At 70.0% G+C, this 24,056-nt stretch carries 22 protein-coding genes; 16 read left to right on the top strand and 6 right to left on the bottom strand.

All coding sequences use genetic code 11. From position 1 onward, the window contains the following. Positions 1-9: 9 nt before the first annotated feature. Positions 10-357 (bottom strand): hypothetical protein, encoded by a 348-nt coding sequence (locus BKA10_RS06095; protein ID WP_183499078.1) that lies wholly within the window; start codon positions 355-357, stop codon positions 10-12. 176 nt (positions 358-533) lie between these two features. On the opposite strand from BKA10_RS06095, the gene BKA10_RS06090 reads away from it, so the two are divergent. The 3 genes from BKA10_RS06090 to BKA10_RS06080 all read left to right on the top strand — a co-directional run bounded on the left by BKA10_RS06090 (position 534) and on the right by BKA10_RS06080 (position 2,357). Then, on the top strand, positions 534-1,022 hold the full coding sequence (locus tag BKA10_RS06090) for an FHA domain-containing protein (RefSeq protein ID WP_183499077.1): 489 nt from the start codon (positions 534-536) through the stop codon (positions 1,020-1,022). Further along, complete coding sequence (gene ftsR / locus BKA10_RS06085) at positions 1,019-1,699, top strand: transcriptional regulator FtsR (RefSeq protein ID WP_183499076.1); 681 nt, start codon at positions 1,019-1,021, stop codon at positions 1,697-1,699. The genes BKA10_RS06090 and ftsR overlap by 4 nt, the downstream gene beginning before the upstream one ends. 100 nt (positions 1,700-1,799) lie before the next feature. Next, the gene (locus BKA10_RS06080; protein WP_183499075.1) at positions 1,800-2,357 is read left to right on the top strand and encodes a MerR family transcriptional regulator; all 558 of its coding nucleotides are present in this window, start codon (positions 1,800-1,802) and stop codon (positions 2,355-2,357) included. Positions 2,358-2,563: 206 nt separating this feature from the next. Here the strand turns inward: BKA10_RS06080 and BKA10_RS06075 are convergent, their stop codons facing one another. Further along, the gene (locus BKA10_RS06075; protein ID WP_183499074.1) at positions 2,564-3,373 is read right to left on the bottom strand and encodes an AAA family ATPase; all 810 of its coding nucleotides are present in this window, start codon (positions 3,371-3,373) and stop codon (positions 2,564-2,566) included. Between the two features lie 94 nt (positions 3,374-3,467). Between BKA10_RS06075 and BKA10_RS06070 the strand changes: the two genes are divergently transcribed. The 3 genes from BKA10_RS06070 to BKA10_RS06060 are packed head-to-tail and all read left to right on the top strand — an operon-like array spanning position 3,468 to position 8,870. Then, the gene (locus BKA10_RS06070) at positions 3,468-6,875 is read left to right on the top strand and encodes a pyruvate carboxylase (RefSeq protein WP_183499073.1); all 3,408 of its coding nucleotides are present in this window, start codon (positions 3,468-3,470) and stop codon (positions 6,873-6,875) included. Between the two features lie 46 nt (positions 6,876-6,921). After that, the gene (locus BKA10_RS06065) at positions 6,922-8,382 is read left to right on the top strand and encodes a MinD/ParA family ATP-binding protein (RefSeq protein WP_183499072.1); all 1,461 of its coding nucleotides are present in this window, start codon (positions 6,922-6,924) and stop codon (positions 8,380-8,382) included. Next, entirely contained in the window at positions 8,382-8,870 is a 489-nt protein-coding gene (locus tag BKA10_RS06060) for a peptide deformylase (RefSeq protein WP_183499071.1), read from the top strand. Before BKA10_RS06065 ends, BKA10_RS06060 begins: the two co-directional genes overlap by 1 nt. Positions 8,871-8,936: 66 nt before the next feature. Here BKA10_RS06060 and BKA10_RS06055 read toward each other — a convergent pair whose 3' ends face one another. Beyond that, a complete protein-coding gene (locus BKA10_RS06055) occupies positions 8,937-10,775 on the bottom strand; it encodes an AMP-dependent synthetase/ligase (protein ID WP_183499070.1) in 1,839 nt (612 codons plus the stop codon). A gap of 200 nt (positions 10,776-10,975) precedes the next feature. Here BKA10_RS06055 and BKA10_RS06050 point away from each other — a divergent pair, with 200 nt between their 5' ends. From BKA10_RS06050 to BKA10_RS16615, 4 genes are all read left to right on the top strand, one after another. Then, the gene (locus BKA10_RS06050; protein WP_183499069.1) at positions 10,976-11,911 is read left to right on the top strand and encodes an ROK family glucokinase; all 936 of its coding nucleotides are present in this window, start codon (positions 10,976-10,978) and stop codon (positions 11,909-11,911) included. Between the two features lie 3 nt (positions 11,912-11,914). Further along, positions 11,915-12,598, top strand: a complete 684-nt coding sequence (locus BKA10_RS06045; protein WP_183499068.1) for a lysophospholipid acyltransferase family protein — start codon at positions 11,915-11,917, stop codon at positions 12,596-12,598. Positions 12,599-12,636: 38 nt separating this feature from the next. Further along, complete coding sequence (locus BKA10_RS06040; protein WP_183499067.1) at positions 12,637-13,974, top strand: class II 3-deoxy-7-phosphoheptulonate synthase; 1,338 nt, start codon at positions 12,637-12,639, stop codon at positions 13,972-13,974. Positions 13,975-14,207: 233 nt separating this feature from the next. After that, on the top strand, positions 14,208-14,339 hold the full coding sequence (locus tag BKA10_RS16615) for a hypothetical protein (RefSeq protein WP_277816517.1): 132 nt from the start codon (positions 14,208-14,210) through the stop codon (positions 14,337-14,339). A gap of 79 nt (positions 14,340-14,418) precedes the next feature. Here the strand turns inward: BKA10_RS16615 and pknB are convergent, their stop codons facing one another. Both pknB and BKA10_RS06030 read right to left on the bottom strand, forming a co-directional pair. Further along, on the bottom strand, positions 14,419-16,359 hold the full coding sequence (gene pknB, locus BKA10_RS06035) for a Stk1 family PASTA domain-containing Ser/Thr kinase (protein WP_183499066.1): 1,941 nt from the start codon (positions 16,357-16,359) through the stop codon (positions 14,419-14,421). Positions 16,360-16,470: 111 nt separating this feature from the next. Continuing rightward, positions 16,471-17,868 (bottom strand): LysM peptidoglycan-binding domain-containing protein, encoded by a 1,398-nt coding sequence (locus BKA10_RS06030; protein ID WP_241739906.1) that lies wholly within the window; start codon positions 17,866-17,868, stop codon positions 16,471-16,473. A 206-nt stretch (positions 17,869-18,074) separates the two neighbouring features. Between BKA10_RS06030 and BKA10_RS06025 the strand changes: the two genes are divergently transcribed. After that, positions 18,075-18,425: an Rv2175c family DNA-binding protein gene (locus BKA10_RS06025; protein ID WP_183499065.1), complete on the top strand. Its 351-nt coding sequence runs from the start codon at positions 18,075-18,077 to the stop codon at positions 18,423-18,425. 38 nt (positions 18,426-18,463) lie between these two features. Here BKA10_RS06025 and BKA10_RS06020 read toward each other — a convergent pair whose 3' ends face one another. Further along, entirely contained in the window at positions 18,464-19,549 is a 1,086-nt protein-coding gene (locus tag BKA10_RS06020; protein WP_183499064.1) for a polyprenyl synthetase family protein, read from the bottom strand. A 66-nt stretch (positions 19,550-19,615) separates the two neighbouring features. On the opposite strand from BKA10_RS06020, the gene BKA10_RS06015 reads away from it, so the two are divergent. The 5 genes from BKA10_RS06015 (at position 19,616) to BKA10_RS05995 (ending at position 24,052) form a co-directional block, all read left to right on the top strand. After that, positions 19,616-19,990, top strand: coding sequence for an SCO2097 family morphological protein (locus tag BKA10_RS06015; RefSeq protein ID WP_183499063.1), 375 nt, complete (start codon positions 19,616-19,618; stop codon positions 19,988-19,990). A 160-nt stretch (positions 19,991-20,150) separates the two neighbouring features. Beyond that, positions 20,151-20,582, top strand: coding sequence for a division/cell wall cluster transcriptional repressor MraZ (gene mraZ / locus BKA10_RS06010; RefSeq protein WP_183499062.1), 432 nt, complete (start codon positions 20,151-20,153; stop codon positions 20,580-20,582). Between the two features lie 95 nt (positions 20,583-20,677). Next, entirely contained in the window at positions 20,678-21,637 is a 960-nt protein-coding gene (gene rsmH, locus BKA10_RS06005) for a 16S rRNA (cytosine(1402)-N(4))-methyltransferase RsmH (protein ID WP_183499061.1), read from the top strand. Continuing rightward, complete coding sequence (gene ftsL, locus BKA10_RS06000) at positions 21,634-22,236, top strand: cell division protein FtsL (RefSeq protein ID WP_183499060.1); 603 nt, start codon at positions 21,634-21,636, stop codon at positions 22,234-22,236. The genes rsmH and ftsL overlap by 4 nt, the downstream gene beginning before the upstream one ends. 4 nt (positions 22,237-22,240) lie before the next feature. Continuing rightward, positions 22,241-24,052, top strand: coding sequence for a peptidoglycan D,D-transpeptidase FtsI family protein (locus tag BKA10_RS05995; RefSeq protein WP_183499059.1), 1,812 nt, complete (start codon positions 22,241-22,243; stop codon positions 24,050-24,052). Positions 24,053-24,056: the final 4 nt, after the last annotated feature.

The following is a 24,056-nucleotide window of genomic DNA, read 5'->3' as shown; positions in this document are numbered from 1 at the left end:
CCGGCCGGATCAGCTCAGTCGCAGGGCGTTGAACAGGCGTCCCGCGGCAGACAGTGCGTGGTAGCGGGAGTGGAGGGCCACCGGCTCGCCACTGCGCACAGTGCCGGCCGCGCCGGCGCCGTTCCACAGCTCGATGCGCTCGCCGTCCAGCGTATGCAGCACGAGGGTGCCGTCTTCGTGGTGCTCGGAGACCGTGGCATCCACCCACTCGGCAGGCGTCGCCGACACGAGCCGCGCCTGGATCAGATGCACCGCGTGACCCGGCGCGAAGGACGAGCAGGCGCCGCCGCGCGCGCACATGCAGACCGTGTCCTGACGCACCGGGGTGGGCGTGAGGTGATTCTGCGACGTGGACACGAGCGATTCCTTTCCGATGGTCCTCCGATTGAGGATGCCGTCAGGCTAAGCCGCCCCCGCCGCGCGCGTCATGCCGGGCGACACATGGCGAAACACGGAGTCATCGCCCGTTCGGCCCGAATCCGACCCTTCGCCCGGCCGGTCGATCCGTTAGGGTGGGTCAGGAGGAGGCCACGGTGGAGGAGAACAGTCGACCCGGCGACATTCGGCGTGAGGGCGATGCTGCACAGCAACGTCCGTCGGACACGACCCAGACGTTCGGGCATGACTCCGACCTGTCGTTCGTGCCGTTCGGCAGCGAGCTGAGCGACGTCGAGCGCGAGGCGATCGCGGCGCTTCCGTCACGCTCCGCGCTGCTGCTCGTGCGCTCCGGACCGACGGCGGGCGCCCGCTACCTGCTCGACACCGATGTGACCACCGTGGGTCGTCACCCCGAGGCCGACATCTTCTTCGACGACGTCACCGTCTCGCGCCGGCACGCGGAGATCGTCCGCACCGGCACCGTGTTCGAACTCGTCGACCAGCGCTCGCTCAACGGCACGTACGTCAACGGCGAGCGCGTCGATCGTGCCACCCTCGCCGACGGTGCCGAGCTGCGCATCGGCAAGTTCCGTCTGAACTTCTTCGCCGCCCCACTCGACCGCGGTTCGGTGAACGGAGCGTGACGCCCGCCGCCTCTCCCCGAAGCCGCTCGGCGGCCGCGGGTCACCTCAGCATTGGCCAGGTCCTGGCGCGACTGACGCCCGAGTTCCCGAATCTCACCAGCAGCAAGCTGCGTTTCCTCGAGGTGCAGGGCATCGTCACACCGATGCGCACCGAGTCGGGATACCGCAAGTTCTCGCCCGCCGACGTCAATCGGCTGCGCGTCGCGCTCACCCTGCAGCGCGACCACTACCTGCCGCTGGCACGCATCCGCGAGTACCTCGATGAGAACGGCAACGGGGCAGCCCCGACCGTGCCCACCTCGCTCGTGCCCGCCGCGCGGCGCTACAAGCGCGAGGAGCTGCTGAAGACCGCCGGTGCCGCGGCGCCGCTGCTCAACGACGCGGTCAGTGCGGGTCTGATCGCCGCGGCCGAGACCTACGACGAACACACCCTGGCGCTGCTGCGCGCGCTCGTCGCGCTCGAGGCGCACGGCATCCAGCCGCGTCACGTGCGGGGTCTGCGCCAGGCCGCCGAGCGTGAGGTCGCCCTCGTCGAGAGCGCGCTGGCGCCGCTGCTGCGGCGGACGGATGCCGCATCGCGCGGGCGTGCCGGCGAGCTCGCACCCGAGCTCGTGCGACGCCTCGATGAGGTGCGTGCCGGCTTCGTGCAGGTCGCCCTCGAGCGGCTGCTGCCCTGAACGGTCACGACACGCCGGGGCGACACGGCCGGATGTCGTTGCCGCGACCGTCCGGAGCATCTAGCGTGGGATCACACCCCGAACACGGCAGGAGGCGAACATGACTGCGCACGATGCGCCCGGCGGACCGCCGTCCGGTCCCCAGTTCGCCAACGAGCTGCTGTTCACCGACGGTCTTCCCGCGATGGACGACGAGGTCGGCTACCGCGGCGCCGTCGCGGCGCGCGCCGCCGGCATCACCTACCGCCAGCTCGACTACTGGGCTCGCACCGAACTGGTCGTCCCCACCGTCCGCGGTGCCAGCGGCTCGGGCTCGCAGCGACTGTACGGGTTCCGCGACATCCTCGTGCTCAAACTCGTCAAGCGACTGCTCGACACCGGCATCTCGCTGCAGCAGATCCGCACCGCGGTCGACCAGCTGCGCGCCGCCGGCATCCGGGATCTCGCCGGCACCACGCTCATGAGCGACGGTGCCTCGGTCTACCTGTGCACCTCGAACGACGAGGTCATCGACCTGGTCAGCCGCGGCCAGGGCGTGTTCGGCATCGCCGTGGGCAAGGTGCTCCACGAGGTGGAGTCGACCCTGCTCGACTTCGACCCGCAGGTGCCCGACCCGGTGGACGAACTCGCCGCGCGTCGCGCCGTCAAGTCCGCCTGACCCGCTCCCGTCCGGCGGAGCCCCGGCATCCCGCCCCGCTCAGCCTGACGACGCACCCGCCGCGCGTTCGGCTCGCAGGAGATTCTGTCGCGCACGGCGTGTCACCCCGCCGCCACGCCCGGGATCGGGCTTCTGTCCTGCGAATCGAACCTCGGACGCACTGTGAGGCGCGTGTCCGGCCCGAACTCGGCGCGAACCGGACCGGCTCAGGCGCGGGCTTCGCCGGTGCCGGCGATCCGGCCGGTGCGCAGCACGCGGTCCAGCAGCGAGTCGAAGTCGGCCGCGAGCTCCTGAGCGGAGTCGCCGGGCCAGATGTGCAGCGGCTTGGCCGCGCCCTGCGCCTGCTGCAGTGAGGTGCGCTCGGGCAGCTGGGGTGAGAGCACCAGCGGGCCGAACATGTCGCGCAGCTCCTTGATGCGGAACTGGTGCTCGATCGACTGCGGGCGCACGCGGTTGACGACGATGCCCAGCGGCTGCAGACGGGGGGAGAGGCCGCGGCGGATCTCCTCGATCGCCCGCAGCGCGCGGTCGGCGGCGGCGACCGAGAACAGGCCCGGCTCGGTGACGACGACCACCCGGTCCGAGGCCGCCCACGCCGTGCGCGTGAGTGCGTTCAGCGATGGCGCGCAGTCGATGAGCACGAGGTCGTACTCGCTCTCGATCGTCGCGAGGGCCTCTTCGAGCTTCCACACATCGCGGACGCTCGGGTGCGGGCCGTCGAAGTTGATCGCCGACGGACTGCCGATCATGACGTCGATGGTGCCCGGATGCACCTTCGCCCACCCGCTCGAAGTGATCGCCTGACGGACGACCTTCTCCTTCGGGTTCGCGAGGACATCGGCCACATTGAGGCGGCCGGCGACCTGGATGTCCATGCCCGTAGACACGTCGGACTGCGGGTCGAGGTCGACGACGAGGGTCCGCACCCCACGGGCGAACGCCGCAGAGGCGAGCCCGAGGGTTACGGTCGTCTTGCCGACGCCGCCCTTCAGCGAGCTGACGGAGAGTACGTGCACGAGGCTCTACGTTACCTTCCCCTAGGCTGTGAAGGTACTCAGCACGCGCACGGCGACCCGACGCAGAGGCGCCCTGGCATCTCAAGAGGTGAGCATGTTCCGCAAGATCCTGGTGGCCAATCGCGGCGAAATCGCGATCCGCGCATTCCGCGCGGCCTTCGAACTCGGGGCGCGCACGGTCGCGGTCTTCCCCTACGAGGATCGCTATTCGCTGCACCGGCTCAAGGCGGACGAGGCCTACCAGATCGGCGAGCGGGGTCACCCGGTGCGCGCTTACCTCGATGTCGACGAGATCATCCGCGTCGCGACCGAGAGCGGGGCGGATGCCATCTACCCGGGCTACGGGTTCCTCTCTGAGAACCCGGAGCTGGCCGCCAAAGCGGCTGAGATCGGTATCGCCTTCATCGGTCCGCCCGAGGGCGCGCTGGAGATGGCCGGCAACAAGGTCACCGCGAAGGAGCACGCCATCGCCGCCGGCGTGCCGGTGCTGCGGTCGACCCAGGCGTCGGACGACGTCGATCTGCTCGTCTCGCAGGCCGCCGACATCGGCTTCCCCATCTTCGTCAAAGCCGTCGCCGGCGGTGGCGGGCGCGGGATGCGCCGCGTCGCCACGCCCGAGCAGCTGGCGCCCGCCCTCGCCGAGGCGATGCGCGAAGCCGGCAGCGCATTCGGCGACGCCCGGGTGTTCCTCGAGCAGGCGGTGCAGCGGCCGCGTCACGTCGAGGTGCAGATCCTCGCCGACAAGACCGGGCACACCGTGCACCTGTTCGAGCGCGACTGCTCGGTGCAGCGCCGCCACCAGAAGGTCGTCGAGATCGCCCCGGCCCCCCACCTGGAACCCGACGTCCGCGACGCGCTCCACGCACACGCCATCGCCTTCGCGAAGTCGATCGGCTACGAGAACGCCGGCACCGTCGAGTTCCTGCTCGAGACCGCCGGCCCCCGCACCGGCGAGTTCGTCTTCATCGAGATGAACCCGCGCATCCAGGTCGAGCACACCGTCACCGAAGAAGTGACCGACGTCGACCTCGTCCAGTCGCAGATGCGCATCGCCGCCGGCCAGACCCTCGACGAGCTCGGGCTGCGGCAAGAGGACATCCACCTGCGCGGCGCCGCCCTGCAGTGCCGCATCACGACCGAGGACCCCGCCCAGGGATTCCGGCCCGACACCGGCAAGATCACCACCTACCGGTCGCCCGGCGGCGCCGGCATCCGCCTCGACGGCGGGACGACCGCCGCCGGCTCGCAGGTCAGCCCGCACTTCGACTCCATGCTCACCAAGCTCACCTGCCGCGGCCGTGACTTCGCCGCCGCCGTGCAGCGCTCGCGCCGGGCCCTTGCCGAGTTCCGCATCCGCGGCGTCTCCACCAACATCCCGTTCCTGCAGCGCGTGCTCGACGACCCGGCGTTCATCGCGGGCGACCTCAGCACGGCGTTCATCGACGAGCGGCCCGATCTGGTCAACGGCCGCGAGTCGAAGGACCGCGGCACGAAGATCGTCTCGTGGCTGGCCGACGTCACCGTCAACCGGCCGCACGGAGAGAACCCGGTGTCGGTCGACCCGGCATCCAAGCTCCCCACGATCGACCGCACTGCCGAGCCCGTTCCCGGTTCGCGCCAGCGCCTGCTCGAGCTCGGCCCCGCCGGCTTCGCGAAGGCCCTGCGCGAGCAGACGGCCCTCGCCGTCACCGAGACCACATTCCGCGACGCGCACCAGTCCCTGCTGGCCACGCGCGTCCGCACGAAGGACCTCGTCACCGCCGCGCCGTACGTGGCCCGGCTGACCCCGCAGTTGCTGTCCGTGGAGGCGTGGGGCGGGGCCACCTACGACGTCGCGCTGCGGTTCCTCGGCGAGGACCCCTGGGAGCGTCTCGACGCACTGCGCCAGGCTCTGCCGAACGTGGCCATCCAGATGCTCCTGCGCGGCCGCAACACCGTCGGCTACACGCCCTACCCCACGCAGGTGACCGACGCGTTCGTGGCCGAGGCCGCGGCATCCGGGGTCGACATCTTCCGCATCTTCGACGCGCTCAACGACGTGAACCAGATGCGGCCCGCGATCGACGCGGTCCTGAACACCGGCACGGCGGTGGCCGAGGTCGCCCTCTGCTACACCGGCGACCTGCTCTCGCCGGGCGAAGATCTCTACACGCTGGACTACTACCTGGGCCTCGCGGAGCAGATCGTCGACGCCGGTGCGCACGTGCTGGCGATCAAGGACATGGCCGGGCTTCTGCGGCCGGCCGCCGCGACGACCCTCGTCACGGCGCTGCGCGAGCGGTTCGACCTTCCGGTCCACGTCCACACCCACGACACCGCCGGCGGACAGCTTGCCACCCTGCTCGCCGCGAGTGCTGCGGGGGCGGATGCCGTGGACGCGGCCTCTGCGCCCATGGCGGGCACCACGAGCCAGCCCTCGCTGTCGGCCCTGGTGGCCTCGCTGTCGCACACCGACCGCGACACCGGCCTCGACCTGGCGGCGGTCACGGATCTGGAGCCGTACTGGGAGGCGGTGCGCCACATATACCGGCCGTTCGAGTCGGGCCTGCCCGGCCCCACCGGCCGCGTGTACCACCACGAGATCCCGGGCGGCCAGCTGTCGAACCTGCGTCAGCAGGCCATCGCGCTCGGGCTGGCGGACGACTTCGAGCTCATCGAGGACATGTACGCCGCCGCGAACGACATCCTCGGCCGCGTGCCCAAGGTCACCCCGTCGTCGAAGGTCGTCGGCGACCTCGCGCTGCACCTGGCGGCAGTGAAGGCCGACCCCGCCGACTTCGAGGCCAATCCGCACAAGTACGACGTGCCCGACTCGGTCGTCGGCTTCATGGCTGGGGAGCTGGGTGACCTGCCCGGTGGGTGGCCCGAACCGTTCCGCACCAAGGTCCTCGCCGGCCGCGAGGTCAGGGTGGGGATCACCGAGCTGACCGACGAAGAGTCCGCAGCGCTGGGCGCCGAGTCGGCGGAGCGCCGCGACATGCTCAACCGCCTGCTGTTCCCGGCGCCGACGCGGGCATTCCGGGAGGTTCGCGAGACCTACGGTGACCTCAGCATGCTCGACACCGCCGACTACCTGTACGGCATGGTGCCCGGCACCGAGCACGTGGTCGAGCTCGAGCGCGGCGTGCAGCTGTTCTTCGGGCTCGAGGCGATCGGCGAGGTCGACGACAAGGGCATGCGCACCGTGATGACGACCCTCAACGGTCAGCTGCGCCCGGTGTTCGTCCGCGACCGTTCGGTCGAGGTCCAGGCGCGTCAGGCCGAGAAGGCTGACACGTCCAAGCCGGGCCAGGTCGCCGCGCCGTTCTCGGGCGTCGTGACGCTGAAGGTCGACGTCGGCGACACCGTCAAAGCGGGTCAGCCGGTGGCATCCATCGAAGCGATGAAGATGGAGGCGGCCATCACCGCCCCCGTCGACGGCACCGTCGAACGGCTCGCGATCGCCGAGACCGCGCCCGTCGAAGCCGGCGACCTTTTGCTCGTGGTGAAGCCCACGGACTAATCTGGAGCGTCGGGCGTGCGCGCCCTGAGACGTGGAGAGAGCAGCTGTGACGCCTGACCGAAATGACAACGTGCCCGACGAGGCCGAGAACGGCGTGCTCGCCAGCACCGGCAACCTCGACACCGCTGCCTTCGGCATCACCGACGGCGCCACCGCGCAGGTCGACGTGACACTGCCGCCGCTGGGCGCCGAGGACGACGACCTCGTCGACGACGACGTCTCGGTCGCGGTGGCCGACGACGCACGCACGAGCGCTGCGATCGAGGATGCCGCGGTCGAGGACGAGCCGATCACCGCCGAGCCGTACACGGGGGAGACGTACACCGCTGAGGTGCTCGAGGACGACGCCGCCGAGGCGACCATCGCCGAGAGCACACGCGGCACCGGCGACACCGTCGACGCCGATGTGGTCGAGGACACCTCGACCGGAGCGCTTCCGGCGACCAGGCGCGCGGCGTTCCACCACGACAGCGACGAGAGGCACGCCGTGGAGCGGATCCGCAACCCCCGCACGGCCGATGTCGCGCTGCAGTCGCGCCGGCTCGGCGAGTTCGAGGCGGACCGCGAGACCAGCGACCTGCTGACCGCCGACCGTCTGCTCGAGCCGTCGCAGCGCGTGCGTCCCGAGCCCGAGGGCGCGTGGCAGCACTTCGTCTACACGGTCACCGCGCGCAAGGTGAACCTCGGTGACGGCAAGCGGGCGCGGGCCCGCAAGGAGCTGGACCACCGCATCGCCGCACCACTGAACGGCGGGGCCCGGTTCGTCCCGGTGCTCTCGCGCAAGGGCGGCGTCGGCAAGACGACCGTCACGACCCTGCTCGGCATGGCACTGGCCGACGCCCGCGACGACCGTGTCATCGCCGTCGACGCCAACCCCGACCGCGGCACCCTGGCCGAGCGGATCGGCGGCACCAGCGGCAAGACCGTCCGTGACCTCGTGCGCATGCGCGGCGAAGTGGTCGGGTTCAACGACCTGTCCGCCGTCGTCGCCCGCGACGAGACGCGACTGGACGTCGTGGCATCCGATTCCGACCCGCGCGTCTCCGAGGCGTTCAACGACCGCGACTATCACGACGTCGCCGCGATCGCCGCGCACTACTACTCGGTCGTACTCACCGACACCGGCACGGGCATCGTCCACTCGGTGATGGAGGCGACCCTCGAGCTGTCCGACCAGATGGTGATCGTGGCCGGACTCAGCGTGGACGAGGCACGCCTGGCCGCCGAGACCCTCACCTGGCTCGAGACCAACGGCTTCGCCGAGCAGGTCCGCGGTGCTGTCGTCGTGCTGAACACGTCGCGTCCCGGCACCGCTCTGGTGCGCGCCGACGAGCTCGAGGCGCACTTCCGCAGCCGGGTCCGCACCGTCGTGCGCATGCCCTACGACGCGCACATCGCCGCCGGAAGCGCCATCAACTTCAAGGACCTGCAGCCCGCGACACGTCTGGCCGCGCGCAATCTCGCGGCCGCCGTGGTCGAAGGTCTGCGCGCGCAGGTCCCGGCCTGATGGCCGTCCGGCAGATCCGCCTCTTCGGCGACCCTGTGCTGCGCGCCGCGTGTGCGCCGATCGAGACCATCGACGAGGGCGTGCGCGCGCTCGTTCAGGATCTGATCGACTCGGTCACCCCGCCCGGCCGCGCCGGCGTCGCGGCGCCGCAGATCGGTGTGGGCGTGCGCGCGTTCAGCTACAACATCGACGGTGACATCGGCTACGTGCTCAACCCCGTGCTCGAGGTGTCGGGCGAGCCCGAGCCGGTGGGCGAGGGATGCCTGTCGGTACCCGGGCTATGGCACGATGCGATCCGGCATCCCCATGCCAAGGTCACCGGAATCGACCTCGACGGCAACGAGATCGTCCTCGAGGGCGACGGGCTGATGGCCCAGGCGCTGCAGCACGAGTGCGACCATCTCGACGGCATGCTCTACCTGTCGCGTCTGACGCCCGAGGATCGCAAGGTCGCGATGCGCGAGGTCCGCGAGAGCGACTGGTTCTGACGCCGGCCCCGCCCACGACGAAGCCCCGGCCCACCGCGGTGGACCGGGGCTCCTGAATCGGACGGGTCAGCCGCCCAGGGCGACGTTGGTGGTGTTGACGCCGACGTTGTAGATCTCATCGATGTGACCGGCGAAGTCGTCGAGGATCACATTGCGCTTGATCGACAGCTTCGGGGTCAGGTGTCCGCTGTCCTCGGTCCACTCGGTGTCGAGGATCGTGAACTTGCGGATCGACTCTGCGCGCGACACGTTCTTGTTGGCGATGTCGATCGCCCGCTGGACCTCGGCGCGCACCGAGGCGTTGTTCGCGGCATCCGCCAGCGACATGTCGGCGGGCAGGCCGTTGTTACCCAGCCACGTCGGCAGCATCTCGGAGTCGAGGGTGATCAGCGCCGCGATGAACGGCTTCTGGTCGCCGACGACGACGACCTGGCCGACGACCGGGTTGCCGCGGATCGGGTCTTCGAGCGCGGCCGGGGCGACGTTCTTGCCGCCGGCAGTGACGATGATCTCCTTCTTGCGGCCCGTGATCGTGAGGAAGCCCTCGTCGTCGAACGAGCCGATGTCTCCGGTCTTGAACCAGTCGCCGTCGAACGTCGCCGCCGTCGCCTCGGGATTCTGCCAGTACTCCTTGAAGACGTTGATGCCGCGCACCTCGACCTCGCCGTCCTCGGCGAGGCGGACGCCGACACCGGGAAGCGCCGGTCCGACGGTGCCGATCTTCGACTTGGTGGCCAGGTTCACCGTCGCCGGTGCCGTGGTCTCGGTCAGGCCGTACCCCTCGAGGATCGTGACGCCGAGGCTGTGGAAGAAGTGACCCAGGCGCGGGCCGAGCGGGGCCGAGCCCGACACGGCGTATGTCACGCGGCCGCCCATGGCGGTGCGCAGCTTGCTGTAGACGAGCTTGTCGAACAGGGCGAACTTGATCTTCATGCCGAACGGGATCTTCTTGCCGTCTTCGAGCAGCTGCGAATGCTGCACGGCCGTGGCCGCCGCGGCGCGGAAGATCTTGCCCTTGCCACCGGCCTCGGCCTTCTGCTCGGCCGAGTTGTAGACCTTCTCGAACACGCGCGGCACGGCCAGCAGATAGGTCGGCTTGAACGAGCCCAGCGCCGGCAGCAGGTGCTTCGTGTCGGGCTGGTGGCCCGTCTTCACACCGGCGTGGATGTTGAGGATCGAGATGAACCGCGCGAACACGTGCGCCGTGGTGATGAACAGCAGGGTCGAGGCGCCGCCGGGCGCGTCGAGGACTTCCTTGAGCGCCTTGGCGGAGTTGCGCGACAGCTCGACGAAGTTGCTGTGCGTGAGCACGCAGCCCTTCGGCCGACCGGTCGACCCCGAGGTGTAGATGAGCGTCGCGATGTCGCTGCCGACGGCGAGCTGGCGGCGCCGGGCGATCTCTTCGTCGCCGACCTCGGCACCCTTGCCGCGCAGCGTGTCGAGGTCACCGGATGCCATGGTCCACACCTCGCGGACCAGCGGCACCTCCGAGCGGATCTCGGCGATGCGGGCGGCGTGGTCGGCCGACTCGGCGACGACCGCGATCGCGCCGGAGTCCGACAGGATCCAGCTGACCTGGGCGGGCGAGCTCGTCTCGTAGATCGGGACCATCACGGCGCCGGCGTAGAACAGCGCGAAGTCGACCAGTGACCACTCGTAGGTGGTGCGGGCGATGAAGCCGACCTTGTCGCCGGGCTCGATGCCGGCGGCGGCGAAGCCCTTGGCCAGGGCGATGACGTCGCGCTCGAACTCGGCAGCCGTGATGTCGCGCCAGCCCTCACCGTCGGGGACGGCGAACAGCGCCAGGGAGGGTGTGCTCTTGACCCGCTCCACGAGCAGATCGGCGACACCCGCCTGCGGGTCCGGGGGGACGATGGCGGGGACTTCGAACTGTACGGCGCTCATGAGGCGGCAACTCCTTTGGTACCGGTGGGGCCAGGTGGCTTCGGGTTGCCCCGAGTCTACCTGCCGGTCCGGCCCGAATACCGGTCTCAGTCCGCTCGTCGCGGGACGGGCCGCGCGTGACCGCGCCGCCTGCGGATGGGTTCGGCAGCGCACTAGACTTCAGGGTTGTCGCACCATCCGCGACGACGGAGAGGAGTGGCGTGCGCAACGTCGGCATCGACATCGGGGGCACCAAGATCGCCGGTGGCGTCGTGGCAGAGGACGGCACGATCATGGAGCGGCTGCGGGTGTCGACCCCGAAAGCGCCGGCTGCGCTGGCCGATGCCGTCGCCGAGATGGTCGGGGCCCTCGCCGAGCGCCATGAGATCCACGCCGTCGGCGTCGCCGCGGCCGGGTTCATCGACGCGACCCGCTCGGTGATCATCCACGCCCCCAACATCGACTGGCACGACGAGCCGCTGCGCGCAGAGCTCGAGCAGCGCATCGGCCGCCCCGTCACCCTCGAGAACGACGCCAACGCGGCCGGCTGGGGCGAGTACCGCTTCGGCGCCGGGCGGGGCTCCGCGAACATGACGATGCTGACGCTCGGCACCGGCGTGGGCGGCGCCGTCATCATCGGCGGCGAGCTGCTGATCGGCGGCAACGGCATCGGCGGCGAGCTGGGCCACATCCGCTTCATCCGCGGCGGGCGCCCCTGCGGCTGCGGACAGCTGGGCTGCCTCGAGCAGTACGCGTCGGGCCGCGCCCTGCAGCGCGAGGCGAACGAGATCGCCGATGCGGGCGGCATCGGCGCCGCTCTGGCCGACGCGCGCACGGCCGAAGGGGTCATCCCGGGCGCCGAGATGGAACGTCTCGTCCAGGCGGGGGATGCCGGTGCCCTCGAGGCCATCCACCGCGTGGCGACGGCCCTCGGCGAGGCCTGCGGCGAGTTCCAGGCGGTCCTCGACCCCGACCTGTTCGTCATCGGCGGCGGGGTCGCCAGCCTCGGCGACCGGCTGCTCGAACCGGTCAAGGCCGCGTACGCCACGGCGCTCCCGGGCCACGGCGCGCGCCCCGTGGCATCCTTCGCCATCGCTACGCTCGGAAACGACGCCGGCCTCATCGGCGTCGCAGACCTGGCCCACATCCGGGGGTAGCCGATGTTCTACTGGTTCATGAAGTACATCGTGATCGGACCGATCGTGAAGGCGATCTTCCGGCCGTGGATCGTGGGCCGGACGAACATCCCCGCTTCGGGTCCGGGGATCCTCGCCAGCAATCACCTGTCGGTCAGCGACTCGGTCTTCCTGCCGCTGATGATCGACCGGCCGATGTCGTTCCTCGCCAAGAGCGACTATTTCACCGGCAAGGGCATCAAGGGCTGGGCGACCCGGATGTTCATGAAGGCGACGGGCCAGATCGCGATCGACCGCACCGGCGGCAAGGCGTCGGAGGACTCGCTCAACACCGGCCTGCAGGTGCTCGGCTCCGGGAGCCTGCTCGGGATCTACCCCGAAGGCACCCGCAGTCCCGACGGCAAGCTCTACCGGGGTCGCACCGGGCTGGCGCGCATGGCGCTCGAGGCCCGCGTCCCGGTGATCCCGGTCGTGATGGTCGACACCGGGGCCATCATGCCGATCGGCCGCCCGGTTCCGCGCATCGGCCGCGTGGGAATGATCATCGGCGAGCCGCTGGACTTCTCCCGCTTCGCCGGAATGGAGTCCGACCGCTACGTGCTGCGATCGGTGACCGACGAGATCATGGTCGCGCTGCAGCGGCTCGGCGCGCAGGAGTACGACGACGTCTACGCATCGACGGTGAAGGACCGCAGACCCCCGTCATGAGGCGCCGGGGGACCGCCGCGCATGGCTAGACTTGGCGGATGCCCTCCCTGCACGATGATCTCGATCACTGGCGCGCTCTTGAGATCAAGCAGCAGCCCTCCTGGCCCGATCCGGATGCCGTCGCCGCGGTGTCCGCTGACATCGCGACGCTGCCGCCGCTCGTCTTCGCCGGTGAGGTCGACAACCTGCGCGACCGGCTCGCGCGTGCCGCAAGCGGCAAGGCGTTCCTGCTGCAGGGCGGCGACTGCGCCGAGACGTTCGCCGGGGCGACGGCCGAGCAGATCCGCAACCGCATCAAGACGGTGCTGCAGATGGCGGTCGTGCTGACCTATGGCGCCTCGATGCCGGTCGTGAAGATGGGTCGCATGGCGGGCCAGTTCGCCAAGCCGCGCTCGTCCGACACCGAGACCCGCGGCGATGTGACCCTGCCCGCATACCGCGGCGACATCGTCAACGGCTACGACTTCACCGACCTCTCGCGCCAGGCCGACCCGCAGCGGCTGCTGAAGGGGTACCACACCGCCGCGTCGACGATCAACCTGATCCGCGCGTTCACCACCGGCGGCTTCGCCGACCTGCGTGAGGTGCACTCCTGGAACAAGGGCTTCGCGAAGAACCCCGCCAATCAGCAGTACGAGCGTCTCGCGAACGAGATCGACCGGGCCATCAAGTTCATGGAGGCTGCCGGCGCCGACTTCGACGAGCTCAAGCGCGTCGAGTTCTACACCGGCCACGAGGGCCTGCTCATGGACTACGAGCGGCCCATGACGCGGATCGACTCGCGCACCATGACCCCGTACAACACGTCGGCCCACTTCCTGTGGATCGGCGAGCGCACGCGCGACCTCGACGGCGCGCACGTCGACTACTTCTCGAAGATCCGCAACCCCATCGGCGTGAAGCTCGGACCGACCACGTCGCCCGAGACGGCGCTGGCGCTGATCGACAAGCTCGACCCCGAGCGCGAGCCCGGGCGTCTCACGTTCATCACGCGCATGGGCGCCGGCAAGATCCGCGACGCGCTGCCGCCGCTGCTGCAGGCCGTGAAGGACTCGGGCGCGACGCCGCTGTGGGTCACCGACCCGATGCACGGCAACGGCATCACGACCCCCACGGGCTACAAGACGCGTCGCTTCGACGACGTGGTCGACGAGGTGCGCGGCTTCTTCGAGGCGCACCGCGCGGTCGGGACGTTCCCGGGCGGCATCCACGTCGAGCTCACCGGCGACGACGTCACCGAATGCCTGGGCGGTTCGGAGCAGATCGACGAGGCGACCCTCGCGACCCGCTACGAGTCGCTGTGCGACCCGCGACTGAACCACATGCAGAGCCTGGAGCTGGCGTTCCTGGTGGCCGAGGAGCTCGAGAAGCTCTGAGGCGCGGGCGCCCGTCGCCATCCCTCACCGGCCCTCGCCCGCCGAAGGCAGATAGCCGGAGGAAGGCAGTTTTGCGCCGCATTTCGCCTTCCTCCGGCGAATCGCCTTCCTCCGGCGACGACGCCCGCTCCCCAACTCAGGTGACCGCAGCTATTCAGGCTGTGAGGCGGGCGCACCCAGCCGTCACATTGGACCCGCGCCCGAACCACATGCAGAGCTTGGAGCTGGCTCCCATGAGCGAACTGAAGACCGTGCCGACCGACGCGGCCGTGCACGAATACCTCGAAGCGGCGACGATGCCGAGCCGGCGTAGCCGCCGACGCGCGCGCGGCATTCGCGCCTTCTCACGGCGCCCTCACGCTTGATCCGCGCCTGTTTCTGGCATCCGCTCCAGGTATTGATGGCGCGGATGCCGCGAACTGGCGCGGTTGTGCGACTCGGTGATCAGCCGGTCGCCCGCACGGTGACGTTCGTACCGCGCTGCCGCCACTCCCACGCCTCGGGATCTGTGCTGCTGACGGTGAAGATGCCCCAGACGAGCTCGGGCAGCGCGGTGCCGGCCTCGAAGCCGGCGTCGCGGAGGATCTGCATCGCGTCGGCGACGGTGCGTCCGACCACGTCGGGCACCTGGATCGGAGCCGGGCCCTTCGACACCACGAGGTGCACGGTGTCGCCGGGGCGGAAGTTGCCGCCGTCCTCGCGCTCACCCATGCTGATCACGCGGCCCGACTCGACGGTGTCGCTGTATTCCTCGGCGCTCGTCACCTCGAGCTCGACGTCCTTCAGAGTCGACGTCGCCTCATCGAGCGTATCGCCGACGACGTCGGGCACCGGGCCGAGCGAGACGTACAGGACGGCGGTGGAGCCTTCCAGCGCGGTGCAGCCCTGGGCGCAGCCGACCTCGTGGGCATCGCCGCCCACTCCGGTGGTGATGGTCGCATCGATGACCGTGCCGGCGGCCTCCTCGGTGAAGCGCTCGGGAGTGTCGCTGACGGTGATGTGGATGCCGTCGAGCGCCGCCGTGGCGTCGTCCAGCGTCGCGCCCGCCAGTGGCGGGATGTCCTGCGAGGCGGGGCCGGCAGAGACCACGACCGTGACCTCGGCGCCCTTGTCCAGCCGGACGCCCGCGCCGGGGTCGGTGCGGATGACGGTGCCCGCCGGGACCTCGAGGCTGGTGTCGCTGCCCTCGACGGCCACCAGATCGTACTCCTCGAGCGTCGCCCGGGCCTGGTCGAACGTGCCGCCCTCGATCGTCGGCACCGCGACGAGCGAACCCGGACCGGAGCCGAACCACCAGCCTGTCCCGGCGGCGAGTCCGGCGAGCAGGAGCACGATCAGCAGCAGCCAGATGCCCTTGTTCGCGTTGCGGCGCGTGCGGCGACGCAGCAGTGTCGCGTTGTCGACGTCCTCGGTGACCGTCGGAGCGGTGAAGGTTCCGGGCATCACCTTCGTGAGCTCGTCGGAGTCGAGGGCGTCGTCCACGCCCACCACTCCCACCACGCCGCCCGCAGGCGCCTGCCGGACGACCTGCGGGTACACGCCGAGATCCTTCTCGATCTCGCGCAGGCGATCGAGCATCGCGCGCGCGTCGAGGGGGCGATCGTCCGGCTCGCGCTCGGTCGACCACATCACGAGTTCGTCGAGCTGCTCGGGTACGCCCGGGTTCTTCGCGCTCGGGCGCGGCACCGAGTCGGTCGCGTGCTGGTAGGCGATCTGCATGGGCTGCTCGCCCTTGTACGGCTGCTCGCCCACGAGCATCTCGTACAGCATGATGCCCAGCGCGTAGATGTCGCTGCGGGCGTCGGCGGTGCCGCGGGTGACGAGCTCGGGCGCCAGGTAGGCGATCGTGCCCAGCAGCATCTGTCCGCTGGCGGTGTTCGCGGTCGTCGCGCGAGCGAGGCCGAAGTCACCGATCTTGATGCGGCCGTCCTCGGCCAGCAGCACGTTCTCGGGCTTGACGTCGCGGTGCACGATCCCGGCGCGGTGAGCGGCGGCCAGGCCCGAGAGAATGGCATCCATGATCGTGATCGTCTGCGGGATCGACAGGCGGCGCTGCTCGCGCAGCAGCTCGCGCAGCGTGATGCCCGGCAGGTACTCCATCACCAGGTAGGCCATCTCGCCGTCCTGGCCCTGATCGAACACGTTCACGACGTGCGGGTCGGCCAGCCGCGCCGCGGCACGCGCCTCCTGGATGAACCGGCCCTGGAACACGGTGTCGTCGGACAGGTGGCTGTGCATGACCTTGAGCGCGACGCGGCGCTCGAGCCGCAGGTCGGTCGCGACGTACACCGTCGCCATCCCGCCGCGGGCGATGCGAGCGCGCACCCGGTACCGGCTGTCGACCAGACGGCCGATCAGCGGGTCGGTCTGCTGGCTCGTGCTCACGCGAAGAGTCTACGGAGCCGATACCCCCACCCCGGGGAGCGGCTCACCCCTCGCGGGCACGGAGATGCCCGTGTCCGCGCGGCGAAATCGGGCGTTCACCCGGGGAAACGTTCAGCCGAGCGCGGCCAGCCAGCCGAAGGCCGTGGTCTCCCACTGTCCATAACGATCCGGGAACGCCGAGATCTGCACCGCCTGGGCCGCGTCGGTGAACGCCATCGACTGCCACCCCGCGATATCCAAGAGCCCCCGCGTGGTCGCGCCGTTCGGGTCCTGTGGTCCCCCGTAGAACGTCGCCGTCGAGCGATACGGGTCGGTGATCTGCGCCACCGTTCCCCAGCCCTGGCTCGGCCGCTGCTGGAACAGTCCCTGCGAGTCGCGGTCGCCGTAGTCGAGGTTCCGGATGCCGGATTCGACCATCGCGGTGGCGAGGGCGATCGCGATGCCGCGTTCGGGAACGCCGCGGTCGCGGCCGACCTTGATGATGAGCTGTGCGTTCGCGGTCTGCTCGGCATCCAGCCCCGTCGCCGACGGGATCGTCAGCTTCTGCCCGGGGTAGATGATCGACGCATCGCCGAGCCCGTTCGCGCTCAGCAGAGCGGCGACCGACGTGCCGTGCTTCTGCGCGATCGCCCACACCGTCTCGCCGGCGGCGACGGTGTGCGAGGCTCCGCCTGGGGCGGCGGGCTTCGGTGCGGGTGCACTCGGCGCAGGCGCAGCGGACGACGACGCCGGCGCCGCCGCCATCTTGACCGAGAGCTTCTGCCCGGGGTAGATGATCGACGAGCTCTTCAGCCCGTTGAGGGTGAGCAGCGTCGATACCGACACGCCGTGCGTGTTCGCGATCGCCCACAGTGTGTCGCCCTTGGCGACGGTGTGGGTCTTCGATGCGCTTCCCGTCGATGCCGGGGGAGTGGATGCCGCGGGCTTCGACGCCGCGGGCGCCGAGGCGGGCGCGGTGGTCCCGGCCGAGAGTGCGAGCTTCTGACCGGGGTGGATGATCGACCCGGCGCTGAGCCCATTGAGCTTCATCAGGTTCGCCACCGAGGTGCCCTGGGTGCGCGAGATCGCCCACAGCGTGTCGCCGCGCTTGACCGTGTAGGTGTTGCCGGCCGATGTCGCGGCCTTCGGAGCGGCGGGTGCCGAGGCGGCGGCCGTCCCGGACAGCTTCAGCGTCTGACCGGGGAAGATGGTCGACGACCAGCCGAGTCCGTTCCAGGCGAGCAGATCCTTCGTGCGCAGGCCGTGCCGCGCGGCGATCGCGCTGATCGTGTCGCCGCGCTTGACCGTGTAGGTCGTCGATGCCGCGGCCGCGCCGACCACGGACGCCGCCGAGAAGGTGGAGGTGGATGCCGGGGTCGCCGCGCCGGCGCCGGTGACGGTGACCGTGTCGCGAAGCGAGACGGGCTGCCGGTGCGACTCGTGATCGGCGTCGCGCGTCGGCTCCGTTGCGCCGTGAGCGGGAATCGCCGACAGCGAGAGCGCTATCGATCCGAGGATGGCGGCCGGCAATCCGAAGCGGGACGGGGCCGATGGGCGGCCGCGGTGATGGTGTCGTCGCAAGAGCTTCCCCCTCTTTTTTAGACTCAGCCACCGTGTCACGGAAGTAAATTCGTGTCAACCAGTGATATAGGAGTGACAGATGTGACGAAAGTGATCAGACGCCGACCCCGGAGGATGGCGAACGCGGGCGTGCTCCGGGTGGAATAGTGGAACTCGTGACCGGTGAAACCACTCCGACAGTCCCGACCGAATGGCTCGCCCTTCCCGAGGTCGTCGCCCTGACCGGCGAGTCCCTCGGGCGCGTGCGTCGCCTGCTCGATGAACGGCATCTGGTCGGCTCCCGCCGCGACGGCGCGTTCAAGGTGCCGTCGGTGTTCTTCGTCGACGGCGAGCCGCTCGGCTCGCTGCGGGGCACGGTGATCGTGCTGCAGGATGCCGGGTTCGGCGACGACGAGGTCATCGACTGGCTCCTCGCGGCCGACGACTCGATCGGCATCGCTCCGATCGAGGCGCTGCGGCAGGGGCGCAAGAGCGAAGTGCGCCGGGTCGCGCAGACGCTCGCCTGAGCGACTGCACGACTGAGCGCCTGAGCGCCTGAGCCGAGCTAGGAGACCCGTGCGGTCGCCGCGCGCGCGAGATCGCGCAGCGTGCTGACGGCGGCGTTGTCCAGCGGAGCGCCGCGCAGGGCGCGGTCGGCGTCGCCGGCGTAGGCCGCGATGTGAGCTTCGACGCGAGTCAGCGCACCGGTGTCGATGATCGTGGACTGCAGGCTGGCGACCTGCTCGTCGTCGAGGGCCGGGTCGCCGACGAGCTCGTCGAAGACCCGGCGGGCGCCGGGTGCGAGATTCTCTCGCGCGTAGGCGACCAGCAGAGTGCGCTTGCCCTCGCGCAGATCGTCGCCGGACGGCTTGCCGGTCACGGCGGCGTCGCCGAACACGCCCAGCACGTCGTCGCGCAGCTGGAACGCCATGCCCACCGGATGGCCGAAGGCCTCCAGCGCGTCGTTCTGCGCGGCATCCGCCCCCGCGAGCGCAGCACCCAGCAGCAGCGGCTGCTGCACGCTGTACCGGGCGGACTTCAGCGACGCCACGCGCAGGGCGCGCGCCGCATGCTCGGACTCCGGCGCCGACCGGAATGCCGCTTCCTCGGCCACGTCGAGGAACTGCCCGATGGTCACATCGCGACGCATGGTCGCGTAGACGCCGCGGGCGGCGGCGGCGTGCGCGGATTCGCTCAGCCCCGTCTCGAGCAGATCGTCGCTCCACGCCACGAGCAGGTCGCCGAGCAGGATCGCGGCGGAGCGACCGAACTCGGCGGCGTCGCCGTCCCATCCGCTCGAGCGGTGCGCGGCCTCGAGGGCACGGTGGGAGGCGGGCCGGCCTCGGCGTGTGTCGGAGTTGTCGACGAGATCGTCGTGCACCAGTGCCGCGGCCTGGAACACCTCGAGCGCGGCCGCCGCCGTGATCACATCGGCGCCGGGCGTCGCAGGCCGGCGGTGCGCGGCCACGGCCTGCCAGCCGGTGAGGCAGAAACGCGCACGCAGGCGCTTTCCACCGCGGAGAGCCGCAGCTCCCGCATCGACGAACCGGGCGGCTTCGTCGCCCCAATCGCCCACGACCGCCCGCTGATCTTGGACGAAGCTATCCAGTCGCTGGGAAACCGCCTCGATCGGGTCGCCGTCGGAGTACACGGGCCTAGCCTAGTTCTCGTCGGGACGGCTAGAATCGAATGGACTGAACACTCCAGAGGGGGAAGCATGCCACTGTCAGAGCAGGAGCAGCGGCTGCTCGATGAGATGGAACGCCATCTCATGCACAACGACGCAGACGTCGTCAGCGCATCGCGCGCCGGCAAGTCCCTCAGCTACCGCAACATCGTCTACGGTTCGATCCTCGTGCTGGTCGGCATCGCCGCCCTGATCGTGGGCATCTCCAGCAGTCTCATCATCGTCGGCGTCATCGCCTTCCTGATCATGGTCGCCGGAGTCATCCTCGCGGTCACGCCGTCGCGGACCGCCTCCGCGCCGCGGGCGGACGCGGGCACGAAGAAGGCATCCCCGGCGCCGCAGTCGTCCGGATCCTTCATGGACCGCATGAACGAACGCTGGGATCGCCGCAACGACAAGGGCTGATCGCCCCGCCGCCGCACCGGATACAGAGCACCGACCTTCGGGTCGGTGCTTTTTTTGTGCCCGAGTGGAGACGACCTTCCGGAATGGATAGTGAAGTGGAGGAAAGTGGAGTAAAGTGGCGCGCAATTGAGACGGCCGGGTCGAAAGGGGGTGGTGGCCGATGTTGCTGGGCACGTACACCCCCAAGCTCGACGACAAAGGGCGGGTCATCCTCCCGGCGAAGTTCCGCACCGACCTCGGCGACGGCCTGGTCGTCACCCGCGGTCAGGAGCGGTGCCTCTACGTCTTCAGCACGAAGGAATTCGAGCGGGTCTACGAGCGGATCCGCGAGGCCCCGCTGACGAACAAGCAGGCGCGTGACTTCCAGCGCATGTTCCTTTCGGGAGCCAGCGACGAGAAGCCCGACAGCCAGAGCCGTATCACCATCCCGCCGCACCTGCGCACCTACGCCGACCTCGGCCGCGAACTGGTCGTCACCGGCGTCGGCGCGCACGCCGAGATCTGGAACGCCGAGGCGTGGAACGCGTACGCCGAAGGCAACGAAGACATCTACTCGGACATGGAGCAGGAGGTGATTCCGGGACTGTTCTGACCGTGGCTGTGACTCCCAGCCGCACGCCCTGACACACTTCCCCGGTGCCAGGTCGAGGCGGATGGGGATCAGAGCCCCGGTCACCCCGACACATCATGAACCTCCGCGACATCCACACCCCCGTCTTCCTCGACCGCTGCGTCGAGCTGCTGGCCCCCGCGCTCGAGCGCGATTCCGCCGTGCTCGTCGACGCCACCGAGGGCATGGGCGGACACTCCGAGGCCCTCCTCGAGCGCTTCGCGAACGTCCACCTGATCGGACTCGACCGCGACACCGACGCCCTGCGCATCGCGGGGGAGCGGCTCGCCCCCTTCGGCGACCGCGTCGCCCTCGTCCACACCGTCTACGACGGGATCGCGGACGCCGTCGCCTCGACCGGTCGCGACCGCGCGGACGGCATCCTGTTCGACCTCGGCGTCTCGTCGCTGCAGCTCGACGAAGCTGACCGCGGCTTCGCCTACGCACAGGACGCGCCCCTGGACATGCGGATGGATCAGACCGCGGGCACCACCGCCGCCGACATCCTCGCCACCTACGGCGAGGGCGACCTGAGGCGCATCTTCGAGCGCTACGGAGAGGAGAAGCTCGCAGGCCGCTACGCCCGCGCGATCCTCCAGGCGCGACTCACCCAGCCGATCACACGATCGGGACAGCTGGTCGACATCCTCATCGCGGCGACCCCCGCCGCCGTGCAGCGCGAGCGCTCGGGCCACCCCGCAAAGCGCGTGTTCCAGGCCCTGCGCATCGAGGTCAACGGCGAACTGGCCGCCCTCGAGCGCGCACTGCCGGCCGCCCTCGACCTGCTGCCGGTCGGCGGGCGCATCGTCGTGCTGTCGTACCAGTCGCTCGAGGACCGGCTCGTCAAGCGCGCATTCGCCGATGCCGTGGCGTCCACGGCGCCCGCCGGACTCCCCGTCGAACTTCCCGAGCACGCTCCGCGCTTCCGGCTGCTGGTCCGCGGCGCCGAGCAGGCATCCGACGACGAGAAGGCCCGCAACCCCCGGGCCACCCCCGTGCGCCTGCGCGCGCTCGAACGGATCAGGGAGGCGGCATGAGCCTGCCCGCGCTGCCGATCTACCCGGCACCGACCTCGCCGCGCATCGCCGCCCCGGCGCCGTCCCCGGCATCCGACCCCCGGCGCGGCCTCCGCGCCCTCGAACAGCCGCAGCCGGCGCGCCGGCCGCGGCTGCTGTACGGCATCATCGCCGTCGGCGGCGCCCTGGCGATCGCCGCCGCGCAGATGGGCCTGTCGATCCTCACGACCCAGGGCTCATACGAGGTCGCGTCGCTGACCAGTCAGCAGCGCGAGCTCGATTGGCAGCGCCAGATGCTCGCCGACGACGTCGCCGGCCTGAGCTCGCCGCAGTACCTCGCCGCGAACGCGTCGGCGCTCGGCATGGTCGTGGGGCAGATACCCAACCACCTGCGACTGAGTGACGGAGCGATCGCCGGCACCGGCAAGGCCGCCGGCGACAGCTCCTCGATCCGGGCGCTGTCCCGCGCCGCCGTCGGCAACGAGCTGATCAACGGCGTGCCGCTGGTGACCGACCCGCAGTCGAGCCTCGACAGCGGCACCGCCGTCGACGACGCCCTGCTCAACATCCCGACACCCCCGCCGATCACCGACGGTCTGCCGACCCCCGACACACACTGAGAACATGACGACCCGAGCCACCCGCAGCCCCCGCCGTCGCACCGTCGTCGCCCTCGCCGTCGTCCTGGTGATCCTGGCGGCATTCGTCATCCGGCTCGTGGACATCCAGGTCGTCAACGCCAACGGCCACATCGCCGACTCGCGGGGCAAGACCGGCATGGCCATCGCCCTGCACGGCGGTCGCGGTGACATCGTGGACACCAACGGCGAGGTCCTGGCCACGAGCACGATGCTCTACAACGTGCAGATCGACCCCATGCTCGCCGCGAAGGGCATCAACGAGACCGATGCCGCCGGGAACATCGTCTACGACGACGACCGCAAACCGATCAACGTGCCGTGGCCCGAGCTGGCGGCGCAGATCGCCGAGGTGACCGGCCAGAGCGCCGAAGAGGTCCAGGCGATCGTCGACGAGGCGGTCGCCGTCGACCCGAACAAGCGCTACGCCCTCATCAAGAAGGCGGTCTCCACCGAGGAGTACCGCAACCTCGCCGTGCTCGGCATGCCCTTCCTGTCCTTCCCGCAGGTGCCTTCGCGCACCTATCCGGACGGCGCCGTCGCCGGGAACATCCTCGGGTTCGTCGGCTCGGACGGCGAACCGCTCGAGGGCATCGAGGCGCTCCAGAACGACTGCCTGACCGGCAGCGACGGCGAACGCGTCTACCAGCGCGGTGCGGACGGCGTCATCATCCCGGGCACCGTCGTCGAAGATCCCGCCGTCGAAGGCGGCACCCTGAAGCTCACCGTCGACACTGACCTGCAGTGGTACATGCAGCAGCTGATCGCCGAGGAGACCGATCGAATGGATGCCGATTGGGGCGGCATCATGGTCGTCGAGGTCGCCACGGGCAAGATCCGTGCCGCCGCGGAGACCGCCACGGTCGACCCCAACGACGTCGGCGCCTCCGAGCCCGAAGACCGGGCCACCCGTCTGCTGCGGTACTCGTACGAGCCCGGATCGACGTTCAAGCCGGTCACCGCGGCCACCGCGATCGAGCAGGCCGGCCTCACGCCGTACTCCACCGTCGTCGCCCCCGACCGCATGGTGTTCGACAACGGCGCCGTCATCAACGACTCCGAGCACCACGCCACCCAGAACCTGACGCTCACCGGGGGCCTGGTCACCTCGTCGAACGTGGCGCTGTCGCAGTTCGGCACGACCGTCGACCCCGCGACCCGCCTCGAGTACCTGCAGAAGTTCGGCGTCGGGCAGGGCACCGACCTGGACTGGTCGGGAGAGCCCGACGGCGTCTACCTCCCCACCGAGCAGTGGGACAACCAGACGTACTACACGACCACGTTCGGCCAGGCGTTCACCGTCACGGTGCCGCAGGTGGCCAGCGTCTACCAGACGATCGCCAACGGCGGCGTGCGCGAGCCGCTGTCGCTGGTCGAGTCGTGCACGCTGGCCGACGGCACCGTCGTGGAGCCCGACCTGCCCGAGCCCGAGCGGGTCATCGAGAAGGAGACGGCCGAGACGGTCGGCCTCATGCTCGAGAACGTGTTCGCGCAGGGCACGCTCGCCGACGACATCAAGATCGACGGCTACCGCGTGGCGGGAAAGACCGGAACGGCGCAGGTCATCGACCCGGGCACGAACAAGTACAAGAACAACATCTTCTTCACGTCGCTGGTCGGTTACGCACCCGCCGACGATCCGCAGTACGTTGTCATTGCAGTCTTCAACGAACCGATGAAGCAGCGGATGTCGTCGGCGAACCGCTCCGTCTTCAAGAAGGCGATGACGCAGGTGCTCACGCACTACCGCGTCATGCCGTCGGAGTCGGAGACCCCCCTGCTCCCCGTCACGAAATGATGCG

This window comes from Microbacterium invictum, assembly GCF_014197265.1.
Lineage (GTDB): Bacteria > Actinomycetota > Actinomycetes > Actinomycetales > Microbacteriaceae > Microbacterium > Microbacterium invictum.
This window is presented reverse-complemented; position numbering and strand designations above follow the sequence as displayed.

What these genes read in the sequence shown, in the direction of transcription:
- rsmH (WP_183499061.1), top strand. Translation starts at nt 20,678, where the DNA reads ATGAACCTCCGCGACATCCACACCCCCGTCTTCCTCGACCGCTGCGTC.
- BKA10_RS06070 (WP_183499073.1), top strand. Translation starts at nt 3,468, where the DNA reads ATGTTCCGCAAGATCCTGGTGGCCAATCGCGGCGAAATCGCGATCCGC.
- BKA10_RS06080 (WP_183499075.1), top strand. Translation starts at nt 1,800, where the DNA reads ATGACTGCGCACGATGCGCCCGGCGGACCGCCGTCCGGTCCCCAGTTC.
- BKA10_RS06045 (WP_183499068.1), top strand. Translation starts at nt 11,915, where the DNA reads ATGTTCTACTGGTTCATGAAGTACATCGTGATCGGACCGATCGTGAAG.
- BKA10_RS06060 (WP_183499071.1), top strand. Translation starts at nt 8,382, where the DNA reads ATGGCCGTCCGGCAGATCCGCCTCTTCGGCGACCCTGTGCTGCGCGCC.
- BKA10_RS06040 (WP_183499067.1), top strand. Translation starts at nt 12,637, where the DNA reads ATGCCCTCCCTGCACGATGATCTCGATCACTGGCGCGCTCTTGAGATC.
- BKA10_RS05995 (WP_183499059.1), top strand. Translation starts at nt 22,241, where the DNA reads ATGACGACCCGAGCCACCCGCAGCCCCCGCCGTCGCACCGTCGTCGCC.
- ftsL (WP_183499060.1), top strand. Translation starts at nt 21,634, where the DNA reads ATGAGCCTGCCCGCGCTGCCGATCTACCCGGCACCGACCTCGCCGCGC.
- BKA10_RS06055 (WP_183499070.1), bottom strand. Translation starts at nt 10,775, where the DNA reads ATGAGCGCCGTACAGTTCGAAGTCCCCGCCATCGTCCCCCCGGACCCG.
- BKA10_RS06015 (WP_183499063.1), top strand. Translation starts at nt 19,616, where the DNA reads ATGCCACTGTCAGAGCAGGAGCAGCGGCTGCTCGATGAGATGGAACGC.
- BKA10_RS16615 (WP_277816517.1), top strand. Translation starts at nt 14,208, where the DNA reads ATGAGCGAACTGAAGACCGTGCCGACCGACGCGGCCGTGCACGAATAC.
- mraZ (WP_183499062.1), top strand. Translation starts at nt 20,151, where the DNA reads ATGTTGCTGGGCACGTACACCCCCAAGCTCGACGACAAAGGGCGGGTC.